The sequence below is a fragment of the Bacillus sp. SRB_8 genome (assembly GCF_003264205.1).
Taxonomy (GTDB): Bacteria; Bacillota; Bacilli; order Bacillales; family Bacillaceae_G; genus Bacillus_A; species Bacillus_A mycoides.
The window spans coordinates 72,337-92,341 of record NZ_NADT01000004.1; the positions used below are offsets into that span (position 1 = coordinate 72,337).

Below are 20,005 nucleotides of genomic sequence, written 5' to 3' on the forward strand. Positions count from 1 at the left end.
TTTGGATAGCTTCATGATTTATTGAGTGCTCATTGCTGCTTTTTAAAAGGCAATTTTCGGCGTCCTTTTTGATTTGTAAAAACTAGTAAGGCTACACAAATAATTAGTGAAATAATTGATATAATCATACCTAATTTAAAGTAAGGTGTAACATAAGTCATTTCGATTACATGTGCTCCTTTTGTAATTGGTACGCCAATAAAGGCAGAATTTGCTTTCGTGAATTCTGTTTCTTTTCCATCAACTTTTATAGTCCAACCTTTACTATATGGAACAGATAAATATAGTAATCCATCCTTTTTTGAGTTGATTTCACCTTTTAAATAGTTGTTTTTATAATAAATATTTTGAAGTCTATTTTCAGTTAGTTTTTTTGTTTCTTTTTGTACACCTTCGTAATTTACGATATTTGCTTGTAAGTCTTCAAGTTCGTATTCACCTGGCGCATCAATAGAAATAGTTAGTTGGTCTGGGCGATCGTCTTTACCTAAATTATAAACAAATCTTTCTAAAGGATATGAGTATGCACCAGTGTCTTCACCTTTCCCCATATCTTTCCCGTTAACTACTGCATGGAATGAACCTTTATTTTTTATCTTTAATTCTACAATTAAATCTCCAGGAGTAATAGGATAATTTATAGGTACAATCATATTTCCATTGCCGTGGACAATGAGTTTATTATTCTCTTTTTCCATATTTTCTAGTTGTACTTTTTCCATATTGATAGATACCGCTTTTGAATTAAGGTTCTTTTTATCAAAATGAGTTAATGAAAAGTCTTTTCCATTATTAACGACTACAGCATGTAATAATAATTGGTCACGCTGAGCGAAGTTTAATTTAGAAAATTCTTCTTCACTTATACCAGAATCATATACATACCCTAACGGTAAAGCATAGTCATTTTTGTAAATATTATATGGTCCTACTTGTTTTAATAGTTTATATCCATATGGGATATTTTTTTGATCTGTATCAGCGCTTAGTACGCGATATTTTACACCTAACATATTTTCAAGTAGTAGTCGACTATCAACTTGGAAGAACATCGAAGGAGTGTCGAACCCTTGGAATACGTTGTATTTATTTTTCATAAAGTCATGAACATAATAATTAATCAAGCTTTGGTACGTACTTGTACCATGATAACCTTGTAACATTGGTGTGTTATGGGCGCTACCTGGGTTAAGAATACGATAAAAGTCCTTATCATATTCTTGTATATAACGAATGGCAGCAATCTCATCTTTGTTATCATAGCCAGATACATGTAAAGCTTCTTTTGTAGCATTGCTTTGTCCGAAAGCGGTACTAAGTATATTATTAGCATACATGTAATTCATGGAAATTGTACTAACGAGTACGTTCACTACAACTAAAAATTGTATGAAAGGTTTAGAAAGATAACGCCATAAACATACTGTAATGAGAGAAAGAACGATAGTTCCGATTAAAATATTGTCAACTACCTGTAAAGGTTTATCACTTACATTTATATTTACTTTTCTATAAAATGCATAAATGAATAATCCTATTGATACTAATGAGCTCATTATATAAGGTAATTTATGTTCTTTCTTATGAACAATCATCCAATCTAAGATGTATGCTATAGTTTGAGCAATTACAAATACAAATAAATAAAGCCATCTATATTGCATTGCTGAGAAACCATTAAATACAGAGTATGTATACGGAAGCATAAACAGAATGAACATGAAAAATGTAAAGAATACTTTATTTTTAACAAGTTTATCACGTATAAACATTCCAAATATGATTAGGAATAAAATTAAAGCTGGTAAAGCTAATTGATGATTTTCAGCATCATATACGAAGAAGATAGTTTCCATTAGATCTTTATAAAATGTATCTTCAAAGAATAAAGGTATATCAAATTTCTTCGTTAACCGATCCGCACTAAATACCGCATTGACTGATGGAATAAAGCAAACTGCAGCCAAGCCAAGTGATAGACCGTATAATAATCCAATTTTAATATAATAGGCTAGAAAAGAGACGATTGTTTTATTTTGCTGTGTGGCAAAGTATTGGAAAAATGCGTAAATGAAAATGAAAATACTTGTAATAAAAGCAAAATAAAAGTTCGATGCTAACATTAAAGTAGCAGCTACTAAGAAAAGTCCACGTTTCTTTTCTATAATATATTTATCAAGTCCCCATATTACTAATGGTAAAAATACGATGGCATCAGCCATGAAATCCCAAAGTAATGAATGGCGCATAAAAGTAATACATCCACCATACATAATAGCAGCAATAAAAGATGAGAAGACTGTTTTCTTATGATAACGTAAAGAACCATACATGAATAACATAGCTAAAAAGTTTTTTAAAATACTCATGTATAATTTCATATCATAGATTTGTTCAATATTTAATTTAGGAAGTAACAGCGTAATCCAGAAGAACGGCGCTGTACTGTAATAATAACTAAACTCTCCAAATAAATCTCCACCTAATCCATAATCAAAAGACCAAAAAAGATTACCATCTTTAAAGGCATGTTGCAGGAGAAATGTAAAGAAACCAAATTGGCTTAATGCATCACCTGTACCAGAAAAGACTTGATTAGATGTTAAAAAGAAATAATGAAAAGCAAAAGCACACAATAATAATATCGGAATAATCATTATAGTTTTCTTTGAGAAAATCTTATTGTTCGGCTTTATGCTCATAAAAATTTATAATCCTCCTTCGAAAGTTGTTACATATAAAAACACACCAATTATGAAGGTGTGTTTTTTAGTTTTAGCATAAAAAAATATATATTTTTGTTGTATCATATATATTTTACAAGCATTGAGTTTCATAGTTTACTTGTAATTTAGTATAAAGCATTCTCAGAAAGTAAGTCAATTTGACATGGAATATATAGCATTTTTAACCACTGAAAATTCGAGAATAATGAAGTGCAGTCTTCAGAATTTATGTTCTGTAAATGATGGTATATAAAAAGCCAAAAGCTTTTCCATTCTTAATAGGAAAAGCTTTTGGCTTTTAAGCGTTTTTACGAACTAATTTTTTATTTACAAATCCTAAAATCAACCCGCGTATTTGTGGATCAATTGCAAGGCCAATAATACCGTACAATATACCAGTAAGTGTTAGAGCTACCAGTGGTGGTAAGTTAATTAATACTGTGCGGTATAGGGCGTAACTGATTATAAATGCTAGTGTATTAAATACAATCCCTTTGAATAGTAATGTAAATCCTTTACGAACGAATAAAGTAAATCCGATTAATAAAGTAACCTCAGTAATGATAGCAGCTACCGCAGCTCCCATCATTCCAAATTGGCCACCTAATACGATGTAACTTACGATAGCGACAGCTAATCCAATTCCCATCGTTGTCGCACGCTTCCACTGTTGACCAATAGTTGTTAAATTATCAGCAAGTGGATAGTTGATAGATTGTAAAATAACCATAAAGGCTAAAATTGCAAGAGCATCACCGGCTGGTGCATATTGTTCACCTAATAAAGTAACAATCCAAAAGCTTGGATCAGCGATAAATGGAATGGAGATTCCCATTCCTAAGAAAGACATAAGTTTTAATTCGAACTGTGATAGTTTTCTATGTTCATCAATATTCTTTTCATTTCCAAAAGCAAATAACTTTGGATAAAAGGCTGCTGCAATTACACCAGGTATTTGATAAAGGACAGCAGGTATTTTAGAAGCAGCTCCAAAGAATCCAACTTGCTCATACGTTGAAACTTTTTCTAATATAATGGGCCCTAACTGTGGTAAGAGCATAATGATAATGCCATTGATTGTGAAAATGAGCAATTGATCTAAAATGCCTTTATCCCAGCCCTTATGAACTGTTGTATGGCGAATTACCATTATAAAGGCGATGAGTCCTGTTACGAGACTGGATATCCCGTACATGGCAGCAACCATCATAAGTGACCATTTAAAGGACATTCCTAGTAGAAGAGCAGCTGCGGCTGTTACACCTTGTATTACAGAAATAATCGCTGTAAATTGCATGCGTTCTGTTACTTGGAAGTAAGCCATCCCAACACCTTGTAAAGTGGCTCCAAACATTGTCGGCAGTACAACCCAATATACCATCGCACGTAAGTAAGCATCAGGATAGAAGAACTGAGCGAAAATAGCGAAGAGCACAGAAATTACGATAGCTAATACTAAACGAATACGTAAATAACTACTAATTAGTACGCTAATGTTAGCGTTGCTTCTCGTTCCTTCACGCATAAATGTATGTGTCAAACCTGCATCTGTAAAATAACAAATAACAGCGGAAACTGCTAAAGCAGTTGTAAACATCCCATACTCTTTTGGTGAAACATATCTTGCAAAGAAAATGGTCGCAATAGCAAGTACAAATCGAACAGTAATATTTCCTACAAATAGGTAGGAGGCGTTTTTAAGGATTTTATTTGTTTTCATGGAACAAGACCTTTCTATTTTTCAGGACGCACTTCGTCCTATTTGTAAATTTGATTTGTTTACGGAAAGTATGTTTAAAAGCGTATTCTTTATTTAAGAAAACATAAACTTTATTCGTACAAACCAAAGCATTGCGTATAGCTTTTTGCTTCGTTTTCCATTTTTCGAATAAATTTTGCGACAATATTTATTTATATCGCCCTTGATTAATTGAACTTGTGATTTATCTAACTTAGAGCTTCCTTTAATGTATATACAAGCATTGTTAATGACTGTATATGGGAATAGATAAGTTTCAAGGATTTCAATAAGTTCTGTAGAATCATTCACGATTAAGTCTTTTGATTTATTATGAACCCAATCCTTCATTCGATTAAACACTTCTAATTCTTTTGCTGTTTTTAATTCATAATCTTTATACTTTGAAGAAAGATTTCCTTCGGATAAGATTCGATAATATGTTAAATATTCATCTACATAGCATACATTTGTAACGCTCATTAATTTAAATAGAAATTCTAAATCTTCTCCCCAGCTACACCCTGGTGTGAAACGAATATTATGATCCATCACGATAGATCTTTTGAAAATCCAAGTGCTCGTCTGAGCAACAACTTGATGCGTTAAGAAAGCTTTTGTCATATCACCTTTAATAAAGTTTGTCGTGTGCTCAACTTTTTCACCAGTCTCTTCGTAAAAGTTCATATAGCCACAATAACAAGCGTTCATGTTGTTTTTATGCATGCTTTCAACTTGTTTTTCGATTTTTGTTGGATGCCATAAATCATCACTATCAAGAAAAGCAACATATTCTCCGCTAGCATTTTCAATTCCTGTATTACGAGCAACTGAAACGCCTTGATTTTCTTGTGGGACGTATTTTATTTGTCCGGGGTACTTTTGTACAAGGTTTTTTACGATGGAAGGTGATTGATCTTTGCTTCCATCATCTACAATTACAATTTCAATGTTTTTATATGTTTGATCTAGTATTGATTGCATTGTTTCTTCAATATATTTTTCCGTATTATACAGAGGTATGACAACGGAAACGAGTTGTTTTTGTTCCATCATAGAGTTTTTATCTCCTCAAATTTTTTATGTTTTGTACCATATATACAAGTCTTTTGAAAGGAAGAAGACTACAAGAACATCTGTATAAGTTTAACGCATATAAACTTTGTAAATCAACTTTCTATTGTGGTACCTCGTATAATTAGAAAGAAATAATTTGAAATGATAAAAGCTCCTGAATTTTTCAAGCAAAATTCAGGAGCTTTAGTATATTAGTATTTAGTTAGGAAGTTATTCCTTATCTGTTATCTTTAATTTTTGTTTTAATAATGCATAATCTTGCGTTAATGTTACAAGTTGATGGTGTAATTTGGAGATTTTTCTCGTCAGGTCAAAAATTAAGATAAAACAGAATAATAGTCCGAATAAGAATAAAATGGACGGAGGATATTCTACGTTTAATAGTTTTCCAATCCAATTTATAATTTTATCCGTAGAACTTAAAATAGCCATTGTAATACAAACGAAAATCCATAAAATAGCATATTTTGTTTCTAAAGTCCCACGACGAATGGAATTAATAATTGAGAAGAATAGTAATAAAATAAAGATGAATGAAAAGGTAATTATATGCATTCATTATCAACCTTTCACGATTTTTTGCATCAATATAGCAAGACTCACCTTTACCATGTAATATGCAGATTTAAGGGGAGTGATGGAAGATTGTCCACCTTGTCGCTCTTGCATATTTACAGATATTTCATTAATGCGAAGTTTTTTCTTTTTTAAATGAATAAGGACTTCTGGTTCTGGATAATCTTTTGGATAATTGTGTGCAAAAATCTTAATTACTTCTCGATTGATAGCACGATACCCAGAAGTTGGATCCATAAATGTTTGTTTTGTTAGTACTTTCAATAGAGCGGTAAAATAAAAAATACCGATTCTTCGGGAAATACTACCTTTATATGCTGTTTTTTCTGTAAAACGTGAACCCAGCACCATATCGCATTGATCCTCGGCAATAGGCTGTATGATTTTGTATAAATCATCAGGATTATGTTGTCCATCAGCATCGAACTGAATCGCAATATCATATCCGTTCTCATAAGCGTATTTATATCCAGTTTGTACAGCTGAACCGATACCTAGATTATATGGTAAATTAACGAGATGAACAGGGAAATCTTTTACGATTTGAGCTGTTTTATCTTTTGATCCATCATTAATAACGCAAATGCTTAATGCTGTAAAATGCTGTTTTAGTTCTAATAATCTTGTTAATGTATCTGCAATTGCTTCTTCCTCGTTATACGCTGGAATAATAATTAACGTTTTTGGTATTGAAATTGGTACCTCAATAGACATTACCGCACCATCCCTTATATACTTAATCATATTATGGTTATTTTTAAACGAACATTATTTAATATACCATTAATAGCATAACAAAATAAAGGAAAAGCTGATGGGTGATTTTAGGAAACAGGCATCGAATAAAAACGCTAAGGTGTAACACTTTATTATAATAAAAAATACATGCAAGGAAGAAAAAACCTGTGCATGTATAATATAAAATCCTAATGTTACATATTCCAAGGCTTACTTAAAGTTAACACTTCAGCCATTTCTTTACTTTTCAAACGTCCTTTTTTTCTATTTTCTGCACGCTCTGAACCAGTTGTATGTAGCCAATGTTCTTCCTCTGTTTCAGGAATTACTTGTGGTACAGATGAAGGTTTTCCGTCTTTTAATGCGACAAATGTAATGAAACACGTTGCGGCCATTCTACGCTCGCCTGCTAGTAGATCCTCTGCAATTACTTTTACGAAAACTTCCATTGAAGATTTTCCTGTATAACATACGAATGCTTCATAACAAACAGAATCTGCTTGGTGAATTGGAGTTAAAAAATCAACGGAATCGATAGATGCTGTTACGCAATGTTTGCGGCTGTGTCTCGCAGCTGCAATTGAAGCTATACTATCAATTTCTGCTAATAATTTCCCCCCGAAAAGTGTTTGGTGATTATTTAAATCGTTAGGAAAAACACGTGTTGTTTTAATTGCCTTTGATTCTCGCATGAATTTCTTTTCCATATATTCATCCCCTATTTTCTGTTTTCAATCAGAGTGACATGTGTAAGTGGAGTACCCATATTAGATATTTAATGAAGTAAAGTGTTCCAAAAGAGGATTATCCCACTATTTGCGGGCTAATAGTCAGTGGGGGATGAACAAAACCCCCGTGGATTAAAGTTTCACTTTATTGAAATTTCTGTATTTGTATTCATGTAACTGAAAGAAAATTTATCATATATAAAATGTAGTGTAAAAGAGGATTCGCTTACATTGCAAGTGAAAAAGTAATGACTATGTATTTGTCATAGAAATTCCCTATTAACCTTGTGCTTATTCATGATAGAATCGTTTTGTTATGAATGGAAATAGAGGTGCAATGGACATATGAATCATATAAGAACAAATTTTTCGTCTTTCTTCAGTAAAATAATGATTGGTGCGATGCTCGCATTTTTTGCCTATAGTTGTTGGTCGGCTTTTGAAACAAGTAAGCAATTTTTTGGAGGAAGTACAACAAGTATAACAATTGTATTAGTGATTTTTGTTATTCTTATTTTGTTAGTAGCATCAATTTTGCAATATCGTTTTACAGATAAACAATTTCTTGTTTTTCTTATAAGCATATCTACAGTTGTAAGACTTATCACAGTTCTATTTGTAGATGTTCCAATGATAGGTGATATGAAAGCTATGTATGAGTCTGCAAAGCAGATTGCAATTGGCAATAATATAGAAAATATAGCACAGTTACCTTTTATTATTTATGAATCGATCATCATTCGTATATTTGGTGATACGGTATTCGCTTTACAATTATTTAATATTTTATTTTGTACAGGAACTGCATTTTTCATTTATCGCATTGCGTCAATGGTCTTTGGAGAAGAGTGTGGTCGTATTGCATCAATGTTTTACGCTTTATATATTCCAAATATATTTATGAGTTCTGTATTAACGGCGGAATCACTCGCAATATTTTTATTTTATTGTGCTTGTTACATATTTTTATATAAGGGATTAGACCATCCTTATATGTGGGTAATTTCAGCCATTTTATTTGCGCTTAGCAATATGATTTTCCCAATGGGGTTATTTTTACCTATTTTTATAGTTGTATATGTGCTGTTAATTGAATTATTTCAATCAGCAACGAAACAAAAATTACTATTAAAAATGATGGGAATACTTATTCTGTTTTATAGTACTCATTTTGGTGTGAGCTATGGTATCAAGATGATGGGAATGTCACAGTATACGATTTCTAATCAGACTTATGTTCAATCTGTTTTAATTGGAAAAAGTCAAAATGAAGAAAAAACATCCAAAAATAAAAGTGTAAAAGAGCACATTGATCAAGAGTTAAAAGAAATGGAAGTAGAAAGATTTAAACTGTTAAAACCAGTTATTAACCAGCTTTCAGACGAGGGAATAAATTCTATTATTTTTAAATGTGAAAAGCTTATATATATAGTGGTGACATTATTTATGGCCATAGCTTTATTACATTTTCTAATTAAGAAACAGCAAAATGAAGGATATATGTTGTTTGTATTATTAATTACCGGATACGTGTCGTTAAGGCTCTTCCGAGTAGATATGGCATATTATAATATTATTATGCCAGCTTTGTTTATTTTACAAAGCTTTGGTGTTTATATGAGTTATTTTTATTGCCAAAAAATATTTTTCAGAAAATAAAAGAATCCATTTTGGATTCTTTTTTTGTAGATGGATGATAAGGATGAATGCAAAGCGGAGATGAAGAATCTCCACTTTATATCGATTCGTCTTATCGGTTTAGTTCTAGTTGTAAATTATCCGCTGTTAAGGCCATTGTTGAGGAATCGTCTTGAATACTCTTCATTACTTGTGAGATAGTCTCTAATTCATTTTCAATTTTTTATTTTGTTCTTTAGAGTTAGACATATCTTTTACGATTTCTTGGAAATATTGATCTGTCGCATGCATACTATCTGTCCCTTCAGATACGAGAGAGCTTATTTGTTCCACGGAAGAAGAGACGTGTATAATTTGTTCATTAGTTTTTTCAACGAGTTTTGTAACGTTGGAAATTGATTCTTTCGTTTGCTCTGATAACTTTCGGATTTCTCCCGCTACGACTGAAAAACCTTTACCAAATTCGCCAGCACGTGCAGATTCAATAGCGGCATTTAATGCTAGTAAATTTGTTTGCTCGGCGATTGATTTTACAATATCAATGATTTCGTTAATTTTGTTAGAAATATCAAGAAGTTCATGAGTATCAGTAATGATAGTTTCCATATTCGTTTGGATGCTTTCCATTCGTTTGTTTTGCAAATTTAATTGTTCTTTTCCTTTATTGGCCTTTTCTTCTGATGTCGTAGCTAATGATGTACCTGTTTTTGCAATTCCTACGATACTTTCTGATTTAGATGTTAACTGTTGAATAGAAGAGCTTGTTTTTTCAGATACTGCCGCTAGTTCTGTTGCAATATGTGTAATCGTCATAGTTGTCAGTTCTTTTTCTTTTTCATGTTCTTTTTGGATTCTTTCATATTCGGATTCATAAGCTGCAATAACAAGTTCTTGTTCTAATATGAATAATTTATTTATTACGTTTATATAATAAGAAAAATCATCTATCGTTGAAATTTTCGTTTGCAAAATCTTTATGACGGAGCGGGATAATTCTTGATAAGCAGCGGTATACCATTTTCTATGTAAACCAATTTGTACGTGCCTTTTTGCAATTCTAACACGTTGTTCAATAAAATCTTCATTCATATTCCCGCTGAACAATTCTTTAATATGTGTCTTTAAAGTTTGTTTTAATTTGGGAATAGAGCTGTAGCGTTCAATAACAGCAATTAAATTAGGTTGTTTTGTGATGTTGGTGTAGAATTTTTCTGTTATCCAATCTATTTCCTCATAAATAAATGGCTGTAATACTTTAACAATTTGTAAATCTTCCTTTGAAATATGTAGCATATCCATTTGAGTTTTTAGTTCAGAATTAGCAGGCACGTTAAATATGATTTGTTGGCCTTTGCTTAATTCAATTATACTGGTGTTTGTTTTATTTCTTTTAAAAACCCCAAGCATCATTCTTCCCCTTGTTTATAAAACATTTTCATTTTTTTATTCTAATGTAATTATATTATTTTTATATGCAATTACTCTATAGTATATGGAATTGTATATAAATTAAGAGAATTCTATGTAGAATTCTCTTAATGGCCTTTATTAATTTTTGCATGTGTTTTAAAGAAAACTGGGAAATGTACATTATATATTACGGTGACTACACGAATAACGAATGTTATTAATAAACAGACATAGAAAGCTAATATGTGTGCCCCCATTGCATGTGTAATTAAGAAACTAACTGCTCCTAGAATAGAAGCAATTGCATATATCTCTTTTCGGAATACATACGGGATATCTTGAGCGCAAATGTCACGTAAAATACCGCCCCCAATACCTGTAATAACTCCCATTGAAACAACTAAAAACGAGGCGTCAACGTGATGTGACATTGCTGCATTTGCACCAATAGCTGTAAATACCCCTAAACCAACAGCATCAGAAAGCATAATAACGACTTGAAGTTTATTAATGCGCTCAAAAAACATACATGTGAATAATGCTGATAGTACACTTACGAAAAAGTAAATGGGTTTTACAAATGCGACAGGAGGCAGGTTACCAATCATAATATCACGAATAATACCGCCGCCGAGCGCAGTAGCTACAGCTAAACAAAGGACACCAAATAAATCTAGATCTTTTTTTAAACCAACTAATGTACCAGAAATGGCAGCGGCGATAATGCCAAGAAACGTAAATATATCGATTAATAACATGGCTTTAATTCCTTCCTCTTAAAGATGTTCCAGAGAAAAAATATACACTAAAGTTTTGGAAATAACAATTACTTTTCGCTACATGTAGAAAAATGGATGAAATAGCTAAAGAAAGCGTTTGAAAATGCTTGATAAGTAGCAATAAAGTAAAGCGAAAAAGTGTGGAAAGATTAATAGTATAGTTTTTTGATGTAGCTTAGTTGGAGGGATGGTACAATAAGATAAGTCCGTTTTGTACATTTGTATAAAATGATAAAAAAATATTTCTGTACGGTCGAAAATAAGTGCATATGTGTTAGATAGTTTTTATAGGGATAGGGAAGGATAGCTAAAGGACAATGTTTTCGGTTACTAATAATGCTAGACTTGACTAGTTTCGGCATGAAAAATAGTTCTCAATTTAAATATGAGTTATGTTATAATTGCTAGGTGTGTTTAAACAGTAGAAAACTATGATTAAAAGATAATGTGAAGATTTTGTATGGAGGTCTTGGAATGTTAGCAAATCAAGCTAGGGTTAGATTTGAGCATTTTTTGCTCTTTTTTATTATTTTACAGCCTGTTTTAGATTTATTAACGTCTCTTAGCATCGTTTTATTAAAGTCAAATGCCACTGTTGGAATTTTGGTAAGATTTCTTATTATGGCTGTTGGTGGTATTTACATTTTAATTCAGGCAAAAGAGAAGGAAAATAGGAAGTTTTTAATTTACTTAATACTATTAGCAGTAGTTTTAGGGATAGGGTTTATTAATAATAAACTAGTTAAGAATCCTATTGTACTTGGTGAAGAAGTTAAGTTTGTTGCGAAGGCATTATATATATATATCATGCTAGGATCATACATTTTAGCTTTAAAATCATTGAAAAAGAAAGTAAATATTAGTGACAAAGTCAGAAATAGTATTGTGTATTCAACATTAATCATTAACGCTATTATGGTTATTTCTATTTCGACATCTACAGACTTTGGTAGTTATCAATGGATGAAAGTTGGTTCCCGAGGGTGGTTCTATGCAGGTAATGAACTAGGGTCAATCTTAGCTATTATTTTCCCTATTGTGGTACTATATTCTATTCAAAAAACAAAGAGCGTGAAACACGTTTTATATTGGATTCCATCGCTTTTAATGATTTACTCGTTAATTCAAGTTGGTACGAAAGTAGGGATGGGCTCAATTGGTGCTACGTTAGCAGCAGTAATCGGGATTATCGTACTACAATTATTATTTGATAGAAGAAATCCAAACAAAATGTCTCTTGTACTTAATGGATTAATTGCTATTGTCCTATTGGCTGGTGTTGTTGGAACGTTTAAAATGACGCCATTAGCACAAAATATGGGTATTCATAACAACTATTTATCAGAACAAAATGTAGCGCAGCAAGGTCAAAAAGAAAAAGAAATTAAAGAGAAAATTAAAAAAGAAGAAAAACAACATAAAGTTGAGAAACCAGAAGAAAAGGCGAAGGTAGAAGCTGAAGTTAAGAAAGAGCTTGAGAAAGAGCAAAAGAAAGAAAATCAAGAAAATCTTATTTTCAGTGGACGTCAAGTATATGAAGAGAGACATAAGCAGTTCTTTAAAGAAGCGCCAACGTCACAAAAATTATTTGGAATGGGTTACGCAGGTAACTTTAAGTATAATGAACAAAAAGAGCCAGATCCGAAGCTAATCGAAATGGACTTCCATGATTGGTTTTATGATTTCGGAATTATTGGTTTTGCGTTAATGATGATTCCATTTATTTATTACGGCGTAAGAATCCTACTAGCATTTGTTACAAGATTTAAGGAAATATTTAATGTGAAATATGGAATGATTACAGCAAGCTTAGTATTAGCATTAGGTATTGCATATATTGCAGGACATATTTTGACAGCACCAGGAGTAGGGATTTACTTTGTAGTGGTGTTAGCTTGTCTAATTGTAGATTTAGAAATTGAATGATAAAAATAAAAGCTAACTTTTGTTAGCTTTTATTTTTTAGTACAGTAAAATAAAGATAGATGGAAATGTAGCGAGGATTTAAAGGAGGAAAAAATATGAGGATATTGCATATGAATGCAGGGGCAGAAGATGGTGGAGGAAAAACACATATTATTTCACTGCTCGATCAGTTTCCGGATGGTGAAGTAGAATTAGCAGTATTTGAAGATGGAATTGTTGCGAAAGAAGCAAGGGAGCTAGGAATAAAAGTTCATGTGTTTTCACAAAAATCTCGCTATGATTTATCCATTTTAAAGAACATAAGTGAATTCATTAATAAAGAAAAATTTGATGTAGTTCATACACACGGTCCTAGGGCGAATTTCTTTGTTTCTTTAATGAAGAAGAAATTCGCGGCAAAATGGGTTACGACAATTCATAGTGATCCATTTCAAGACTTTACTAAACAAGGCTTAAAAGGCTGGATTTTTACTAAATTAAATTTGAAAGCTTTAAAAAATATAGATTTATTTTTTGTTGTAACGAATAGGTTGAAAAAAAGCTTAGCCGCATTAGGTATTTCAAATGAAAAGATGCATGTTATCTATAACGGGATTGAATATGATCAGGAAAAAGCAGATGGCTATAATAAAAAGGAAATGTTTAATATTGATGAAGATGTGTTTACGGCAATCCAAGTAGCGCGTTTGCATCCTGTTAAAGGACATGAAGTTTTATTCGATGCGTTACAACAAACAAAATTGGAGAAAATTAAAGTGTTATTAGTTGGTGACGGGCCGTTAGAAAGAGAACTAAAGGCGTTAGCTACTGAAAAAGGGATTAATGATAAAGTTGAATTTTTAGGGCATCGTCAAGATGTGAAACAATTATTTGCTTCATCACATGTCAATTTGTTAACTTCCCATAGCGAAGGATTTCCATTAGTTTTATTAGAAGCGGCAAATCAACGTGTACCATCAATTGTGACTAGAGCTGGAGAAATCGAACCGTTAATTGCAGATGAAACTTATGGGTGGATTGTACCAACTGGTGATGGAAAAGCATTGGCATCGGCATTAGAAGAGGCTTATGATAAGTGGAAAACTGGAGAGTTATCAGTAATGGGCAAGCATATTTATGAGCATGCTACTATGAACTTCTCACTTCAAAAATTATATGAAGATACGAAAGAAACATATAAGCAATTAATAGCAAAAAACCTTTAATGATAGAGAGGATAGTTAATTATGGCAGTACAAACGGTTGATATTCTAGGTGTTCCTTTCTCTACAATGACAATGGATGAAACGGTCCAATATTTAAAGGAACAACTAGAATTGGAGCAAACTCATACTTTTCAGGTAGTAACAGCAAATCCTGAAATTGTTATGTGTGCAAAAAAGGATGAAGAGTTCCATAAAACATTACTAAATACCGATTTAATTACACCTGATGGTATTGGGGTTGTAAAAGCAAGTGGTATGCTTGGTACACCTGTAAAAGAACGTGTAGCAGGTTTTGATTTAATGTGTAATTTATTTGCGAAGTTATCAGAAGAGAATAAACCAGTATCTGTTTTCTTATTAGGTGCAAAACCACATGTTGTACAAGCCGCGGCTGATCATTTAACGAAGACATATTCGGCTGCATCTATCGTGGGGATACAAGATGGATATTTTAAACAAGAAGAAGAAGAGAATATTGTTTCACGTATTCAAGAGGCAAAACCAGATCTATTACTTGTTGCACTTGGCTTTCCAAGACAAGAAAACTTTATCCAAAACAATAAGCATCGTTTAGAAACGAAAATGGCTGTTGGAGTAGGCGGTAGTTTAGATGTGTGGGCTGGAGAGGTAAAACGTGCGCCAAAATGGATTCAATCTATTCATTTAGAGTGGTTTTACAGATTATGTAGTAATCCAACACGTTGGCGTCGTCAGTTAGTATTAGCTGAATTTTTAAAAGAAGTAATGCGTTCAAAAAAGTAGCGGAACATCGCTACTTTTTTATTTGTTTATTTTTGATAAACATTTTACTTTTTGGGAATGATGAAGGGGGATTTTTTATAAGAAAGTATTTTACTTATGCAATACACACATGTAAAATGATGTGTAAAGACACCTGTGTAAGGAGGACTTCTTGTGAGCAAGGTAAAAGAAATTTCGAAGCGAAAGCTACTTGGTATAGCAGGGCTTGGCTGGCTATTTGATGCAATGGATGTTGGAATGCTTTCATTTGTAATCGTAGCACTCCAAAAAGATTGGGGATTAAGTACTCAAGAAATGGGTTGGATAGGTAGCGTTAATTCAATTGGTATGGCAGTAGGAGCGCTCCTTTTTGGGATACTATCAGATAAAATAGGACGGAAATCAGTCTTTATTATTACATTATTACTATTTTCTATCGGTAGTGGTTTAACTGCTTTAACGACGACATTCGCGATGTTCCTCGTTTTACGCTTTTTAATTGGTATGGGACTTGGTGGGGAACTTCCAGTTGCATCTACTCTTGTATCAGAAAGTGTTGAAGCGCACGAACGTGGAAAAATAGTTGTACTATTAGAAAGCTTTTGGGCTGGTGGTTGGTTAATCGCAGCTCTTATCTCATATTTTGTTATTCCTAAATACGGTTGGGAAGTTGCTATGGTATTAAGTGCAGTTCCAGCGTTATATGCTTTATATTTAAGATGGAATTTACCCGATTCTCCAAGGTTCCAAAAGGTTGCAAAAAGGCCATCTGTTATTGAAAATATAAAATCGGTTTGGTCTGGAGAATATCGTAAAGCAACAATTATGTTATGGATTCTATGGTTTTGTGTGGTCTTTTCCTATTATGGAATGTTCCTTTGGTTACCTAGTGTAATGGTACTGAAAGGCTTTAGTTTAATAAAAAGTTTTCAGTACGTACTCATTATGACTTTAGCTCAACTTCCAGGATATTTCACAGCTGCATGGTTTATTGAACGTCTTGGTCGTAAATTTGTATTGGTTACGTATTTAATTGGTACAGCATGTAGTGCTTATGTGTTCGGAATTGCGGATTCATTAACAGCATTAATAGTGGCGGGTATGTTACTATCCTTCTTTAATTTAGGTGCTTGGGGTGCATTATACGCTTATACACCGGAACAGTATCCAACAACTATTCGCGGTACAGGTGCAGGAATGGCAGCTGCATTTGGGCGTATTGGTGGTATTCTTGGACCACTATTAGTAGGGTATTTAGTTGCTTCACAAGCTTCACTATCGCTAATATTTACGATTTTCTGTGGATCAATTTTAATTGGGGCACTTGCTGTAGTTATACTTGGTCAAGAAACGAAACAGAGGGAATTAGTATAAAGAGAAACCTTAATCAGTGGTGTTTTGTCCATCAACCACTGATTATTAGCCCGCACCAATCGGGATAAAAGAAAAGGGGAACCAAAGTGGTTTCCTTTTTTCTGTTTTTTTAGATAAATAATGGTATAGTAAGAAAAAGGGAATGTTTCTTACTAAAGCGAATGTATACAACAAGACATATGGACAAAGGAATTAGGTGGCTGGATAAATGAAAATCTTACTTATCATGGAAGAAACAGAAGAGCGAAGAAAATTAGTTGAGAACTTTACTGAAAACATTCGAAATGTAGAATGTTTTGAAGCGAAAACTGGAACAGAATCTTTGCTAATAATGAAAAAACATACACCTGATTTTGTTTTTTTAAATTCGCAATTAATGGATGGTACCGGTTTTGAATATTCGAGTTTGTTACGAGAAGTGAATTGTTATACGAAATTTATTTTTATTGGTGAGGATATAGAAGAGGCAATTACAGCTTTTCGTTTCCAAGCGTTTTATTATTTATTACGACCATTTCGTGAAGAAGATTTACAATTCATTTTATATAAAATGGGAAAAGAACAAGGTGAGAAAGCAAAGAGTCATCTGCGTAAACTGCCGATAGAAGGCCATGAGGGGATTAGATATATTCTCCCGGAGGATATTGTATATATTAGTAAAAATAAGGAAAATAAAACCGTTTCAATTTATACAACGAATAATCAGTATATTTCAACATACACACTCCAGGAATTAGAAAATAAACTAAATGCATATGATTTTTTACGTGTACATAAAAGCTATTTAATTAATATGTCATATGTACAAGAACTTAAACCTTATTATAATGGCACGTATAATTTGCATTTAGACAGGTACGATGAGCAACCGATTCCAGTAAGCCGTAATTATGTAAAACGGCTTCGAAATAAAATTGAGCTATGACAAGTAATGAGAGAATTTTAACATAATAGCCTAGAAATCCTTCATGATAAGGAGGATTCAAATTAAATATTCAGAAAATTTAGTACAATCTCCTCTAAGAAGTAGTAATGGGGGGATTGTACGTGAAAACATTGAAATCAATTTTACTTTGGGGAGTTATTGCAGCGGTAGGAGCATCTGCTTTTGGTGTAATAGCTTTATCACAAGGTGAGACAATTAATGCTGTATGGCTATTAGTTGCTGCTGTATCAGTGTATGCGATTGCTTATCGCTTTTATAGTAGATTTATAGCAAGGAAAGTTTTTGGCCTAGATAATAATAGGCAAACGCCTGCCCATACGTTAAATGATGGGAAGGATTATGTTCCAACAAATAAATGGGTTTTATTCGGACATCACTTCGCTGCGATTGCAGGGGCGGGTCCTTTAGTAGGACCAATTTTGGCGGCGCAGATGGGGTATTTACCTGGAATTATTTGGATTATCGTTGGGGTAGTTATTGCCGGAGCTGTACAAGATTTTGTAATTTTATTTGCTTCAATGAGACGTAATGGTAAATCATTAGGAGAAATGATTAAAGATGAAATTGGTCCTGTTACAGGATTAATTGCGATGATTGGTATTTTAGGTATTATGATAATTTTATTAGCAGTATTAGCTTTAGTAGTTGTGAAGGCACTTGTTGGAAGCCCATGGGGAATGTTTACAATCGCAGCAACAATTCCAATTGCTATTTTAATGGGAGTTTACATGCGTTACATTAGACCAGGGCGAGTAGGGGAAGGATCAGTAATCGGTATTGTTCTACTAGTTCTATCGCTTATTGGTGGACAGTATGTAGCAGAAAATCCAACACTTGCAAGTATGTTTACTTTTAGTGGTGAAACAATTGCTATTATGCTTATCGTATATGGATTCATCGCATCGGCATTACCAGTTTGGATGCTCCTTGCACCACGTGATTATTTAAGTACATTTTTAAAAATAGGAACGATACTTGGATTAGCAATTGGTATTTTAATTGTAGCTCCAGATTTGAAGATGCCGGCAGTATCTAAGTTTATTGATGGAACAGGCCCTGTCTTCTCCGGGAATTTATTTCCGTTCTTATTTATTACAATAGCTTGCGGTGCTGTCTCTGGATTCCACGCTCTCGTTTCATCAGGTACGACGCCGAAAATGATTGAGCAAGAAGGTCATGCACAGCCAATTGGTTATGGGGCAATGTTAATGGAATCATTTGTAGCAGCGATGGCTATGATTGCAGCTTGTGTATTAACACCAGGAACTTATTTTGCAATTAATAGTCCAGCAGCACTGATCGGAACAGATGTATCACAAGCGGCTCAAGTTATTTCTTCGTGGGGATTTGCTATTACACCGAATGAATTAAAAGAACTTGCTGTTAACGTCGGAGAACAGACCATTTTATCACGTACAGGTGGCGCACCAACATTAGCAATTGGTATGGCACATATATTTTCACAAGTAATAGGTGGAACGGCGATGATGGCATTTTGGTACCATTTTGCCATTCTTTTTGAAGCACTATTTATTTTAACAACGATTGATGCTGGAACACGCGTAGGACGATTTATGATTCAAGATATTTTAGGGCATGTGTACAAGCCGTTTGCGAAAACAGATTCCACAATAGCGAATGTGGTTGCTACAACGTTATGCGTATTAGGCTGGGGGTACTTCTTATATCAAGGGGTGGTTGACCCTCTCGGTGGAATTAATACGCTATGGCCACTTTTCGGTATTGCAAATCAAATGTTAGCGGGGATTGCACTATTACTTGGAACGACAATTTTATTCAAAATGGGGAAAAAGGCATACGTTTGGGTAACGCTTATTCCGACTATAGGATTACTTATTGTAACGATGACAGCCGGTTATCAAAAGTTATTTCATGAAAATCCTAAAATAGGATTTCTATCACATGCGAAAGTATTTCAGGGAGCATTAGATGATGGTAAGGTATTAGCTCCAGCTAAAAATGTTGCGCAAATGAAACAAATTATTTTTAATGACTATATTGATGCGGCACTTTGTGGAATTTTTATGATAGTTGTAATTGCTGTATTAATTTCTGCACTTCGAATTTGGATTCAAGTATTAAGAAATAAGCCAATGCCGTTAAAAGAGGCACCATATATTCCAAAAGATGAAAGTGAGTCGAGGAACTATGCTTAAAAATTTACGGAACGTATGGGGAAAGAGAAAGCAATTTATTAGTTTACTTGTCGGAGTTCCAAGTTATGAAACGTATGTAAATCACATGAAATTACATCATCCAGAAGAGAAAATTTTATGTCAAAAGCAATTTTTTGCTGAGGCACAAGAAGCTAGATTTAATGCAAAAGGCGGAAAGATATCGCGATGTTGTTAATGGAGGAGACGAAATTTCGTCTCCTTTTTT

The 20,005-nt window shown here is 33.1% G+C and carries 16 protein-coding genes and 1 pseudogene; 8 read left to right on the forward strand and 9 right to left on the reverse strand.

Annotation, left to right across the window (positions count from 1 at the left end):
* Positions 1-29: 29 nt before the first annotated feature.
* The 6 genes from B5P40_RS02540 to B5P40_RS02565 all read right to left on the reverse strand — a co-directional run bounded on the left by B5P40_RS02540 (position 30) and on the right by B5P40_RS02565 (position 7,562).
* Positions 30-2,702 carry a YfhO family protein gene (locus B5P40_RS02540; protein ID WP_113708797.1) on the reverse strand — a complete coding sequence of 891 codons (2,673 nt, stop codon included), beginning with the start codon at positions 2,700-2,702 and terminating at the stop codon, positions 30-32.
* Positions 2,703-3,024: 322 nt separating this feature from the next.
* Positions 3,025-4,446 carry an oligosaccharide flippase family protein gene (locus B5P40_RS02545; RefSeq protein ID WP_002184476.1) on the reverse strand — a complete coding sequence of 474 codons (1,422 nt, stop codon included), beginning with the start codon at positions 4,444-4,446 and terminating at the stop codon, positions 3,025-3,027.
* Between the two features lie 93 nt (positions 4,447-4,539).
* Positions 4,540-5,520, reverse strand: coding sequence for a glycosyltransferase family 2 protein (locus B5P40_RS02550; RefSeq protein WP_002184477.1), 981 nt, complete (start codon positions 5,518-5,520; stop codon positions 4,540-4,542).
* Between the two features lie 231 nt (positions 5,521-5,751).
* Positions 5,752-6,096 (reverse strand): DUF2304 domain-containing protein, encoded by a 345-nt coding sequence (locus tag B5P40_RS02555; protein ID WP_002143937.1) that lies wholly within the window; start codon positions 6,094-6,096, stop codon positions 5,752-5,754.
* 6 nt (positions 6,097-6,102) lie between these two features.
* Positions 6,103-6,831, reverse strand: a complete 729-nt coding sequence (locus B5P40_RS02560; RefSeq protein WP_000021472.1) for a glycosyltransferase family 2 protein — start codon at positions 6,829-6,831, stop codon at positions 6,103-6,105.
* Between the two features lie 218 nt (positions 6,832-7,049).
* The gene (locus tag B5P40_RS02565) at positions 7,050-7,562 is read right to left on the reverse strand and encodes an acyl-CoA thioesterase (RefSeq protein ID WP_000412118.1); all 513 of its coding nucleotides are present in this window, start codon (positions 7,560-7,562) and stop codon (positions 7,050-7,052) included.
* 366 nt (positions 7,563-7,928) lie between these two features.
* On the opposite strand from B5P40_RS02565, the gene B5P40_RS02570 reads away from it, so the two are divergent.
* Entirely contained in the window at positions 7,929-9,242 is a 1,314-nt protein-coding gene (locus tag B5P40_RS02570; RefSeq protein ID WP_002184478.1) for an ArnT family glycosyltransferase, read from the forward strand.
* Positions 9,243-9,425: 183 nt separating this feature from the next.
* On the opposite strand, the gene B5P40_RS34315 is transcribed toward B5P40_RS02570, so the two are convergent.
* The 3 genes and pseudogenes from B5P40_RS34315 to B5P40_RS02580 form a co-directional block, all read right to left on the reverse strand.
* Positions 9,426-10,034 carry a methyl-accepting chemotaxis protein gene (locus B5P40_RS34315; RefSeq protein ID WP_431184037.1) on the reverse strand — a complete coding sequence of 203 codons (609 nt, stop codon included), beginning with the start codon at positions 10,032-10,034 and terminating at the stop codon, positions 9,426-9,428.
* Positions 10,035-10,133: 99 nt separating this feature from the next.
* A pseudogene (locus B5P40_RS34320) lies at positions 10,134-10,631 on the reverse strand (protoglobin family protein); the annotation flags it as partial.
* 125 nt (positions 10,632-10,756) lie between these two features.
* A complete protein-coding gene (locus tag B5P40_RS02580) occupies positions 10,757-11,389 on the reverse strand; it encodes a trimeric intracellular cation channel family protein (RefSeq protein WP_002016412.1) in 633 nt (210 codons plus the stop codon).
* Positions 11,390-11,884: 495 nt separating this feature from the next.
* On the opposite strand from B5P40_RS02580, the gene B5P40_RS02585 reads away from it, so the two are divergent.
* From B5P40_RS02585 to B5P40_RS02620, 7 genes are all read left to right on the forward strand, one after another.
* Entirely contained in the window at positions 11,885-13,336 is a 1,452-nt protein-coding gene (locus tag B5P40_RS02585; RefSeq protein ID WP_002184482.1) for an O-antigen ligase family protein, read from the forward strand.
* Positions 13,337-13,431: 95 nt separating this feature from the next.
* Positions 13,432-14,541, forward strand: a complete 1,110-nt coding sequence (locus B5P40_RS02590; protein ID WP_002089874.1) for a glycosyltransferase family 4 protein — start codon at positions 13,432-13,434, stop codon at positions 14,539-14,541.
* 21 nt (positions 14,542-14,562) lie between these two features.
* Positions 14,563-15,303 (forward strand): WecB/TagA/CpsF family glycosyltransferase, encoded by a 741-nt coding sequence (locus B5P40_RS02595; protein ID WP_002016406.1) that lies wholly within the window; start codon positions 14,563-14,565, stop codon positions 15,301-15,303.
* Positions 15,304-15,456: 153 nt separating this feature from the next.
* Positions 15,457-16,656 carry an MFS transporter gene (locus B5P40_RS02605; RefSeq protein ID WP_002016404.1) on the forward strand — a complete coding sequence of 400 codons (1,200 nt, stop codon included), beginning with the start codon at positions 15,457-15,459 and terminating at the stop codon, positions 16,654-16,656.
* A gap of 208 nt (positions 16,657-16,864) precedes the next feature.
* Positions 16,865-17,581: a LytR/AlgR family response regulator transcription factor gene (locus B5P40_RS02610; protein ID WP_002089871.1), complete on the forward strand. Its 717-nt coding sequence runs from the start codon at positions 16,865-16,867 to the stop codon at positions 17,579-17,581.
* A gap of 122 nt (positions 17,582-17,703) precedes the next feature.
* Positions 17,704-19,779 carry a carbon starvation protein CstA gene (gene cstA, locus B5P40_RS02615; RefSeq protein ID WP_113708799.1) on the forward strand — a complete coding sequence of 692 codons (2,076 nt, stop codon included), beginning with the start codon at positions 17,704-17,706 and terminating at the stop codon, positions 19,777-19,779.
* A complete protein-coding gene (locus B5P40_RS02620) occupies positions 19,772-19,975 on the forward strand; it encodes a YbdD/YjiX family protein (protein ID WP_002184484.1) in 204 nt (67 codons plus the stop codon). The genes cstA and B5P40_RS02620 overlap by 8 nt, the downstream gene beginning before the upstream one ends.
* Positions 19,976-20,005 lie beyond the last annotated feature (30 nt).

Bases quoted from the DNA above. Each gene is read 5' to 3' on its own strand.
- B5P40_RS34315 (WP_431184037.1), bottom strand. From the start codon at position 10,034: ATGACGATTACACATATTGCAACAGAACTAGCGGCAGTATCTGAAAAA.
- B5P40_RS02555 (WP_002143937.1), bottom strand. From the start codon at position 6,096: ATGCATATAATTACCTTTTCATTCATCTTTATTTTATTACTATTCTTC.
- B5P40_RS02560 (WP_000021472.1), bottom strand. From the start codon at position 6,831: ATGTCTATTGAGGTACCAATTTCAATACCAAAAACGTTAATTATTATT.
- B5P40_RS02620 (WP_002184484.1), top strand. From the start codon at position 19,772: ATGCTTAAAAATTTACGGAACGTATGGGGAAAGAGAAAGCAATTTATT.
- B5P40_RS02540 (WP_113708797.1), bottom strand. From the start codon at position 2,702: ATGAGCATAAAGCCGAACAATAAGATTTTCTCAAAGAAAACTATAATG.
- B5P40_RS02565 (WP_000412118.1), bottom strand. From the start codon at position 7,562: ATGGAAAAGAAATTCATGCGAGAATCAAAGGCAATTAAAACAACACGT.
- B5P40_RS02585 (WP_002184482.1), top strand. From the start codon at position 11,885: ATGTTAGCAAATCAAGCTAGGGTTAGATTTGAGCATTTTTTGCTCTTT.
- B5P40_RS02590 (WP_002089874.1), top strand. From the start codon at position 13,432: ATGAGGATATTGCATATGAATGCAGGGGCAGAAGATGGTGGAGGAAAA.
- B5P40_RS02545 (WP_002184476.1), bottom strand. From the start codon at position 4,446: ATGAAAACAAATAAAATCCTTAAAAACGCCTCCTACCTATTTGTAGGA.
- B5P40_RS02610 (WP_002089871.1), top strand. From the start codon at position 16,865: ATGAAAATCTTACTTATCATGGAAGAAACAGAAGAGCGAAGAAAATTA.
- B5P40_RS02550 (WP_002184477.1), bottom strand. From the start codon at position 5,520: ATGATGGAACAAAAACAACTCGTTTCCGTTGTCATACCTCTGTATAAT.
- B5P40_RS02570 (WP_002184478.1), top strand. From the start codon at position 7,929: ATGAATCATATAAGAACAAATTTTTCGTCTTTCTTCAGTAAAATAATG.
- B5P40_RS02580 (WP_002016412.1), bottom strand. From the start codon at position 11,389: ATGTTATTAATCGATATATTTACGTTTCTTGGCATTATCGCCGCTGCC.
- B5P40_RS02595 (WP_002016406.1), top strand. From the start codon at position 14,563: ATGGCAGTACAAACGGTTGATATTCTAGGTGTTCCTTTCTCTACAATG.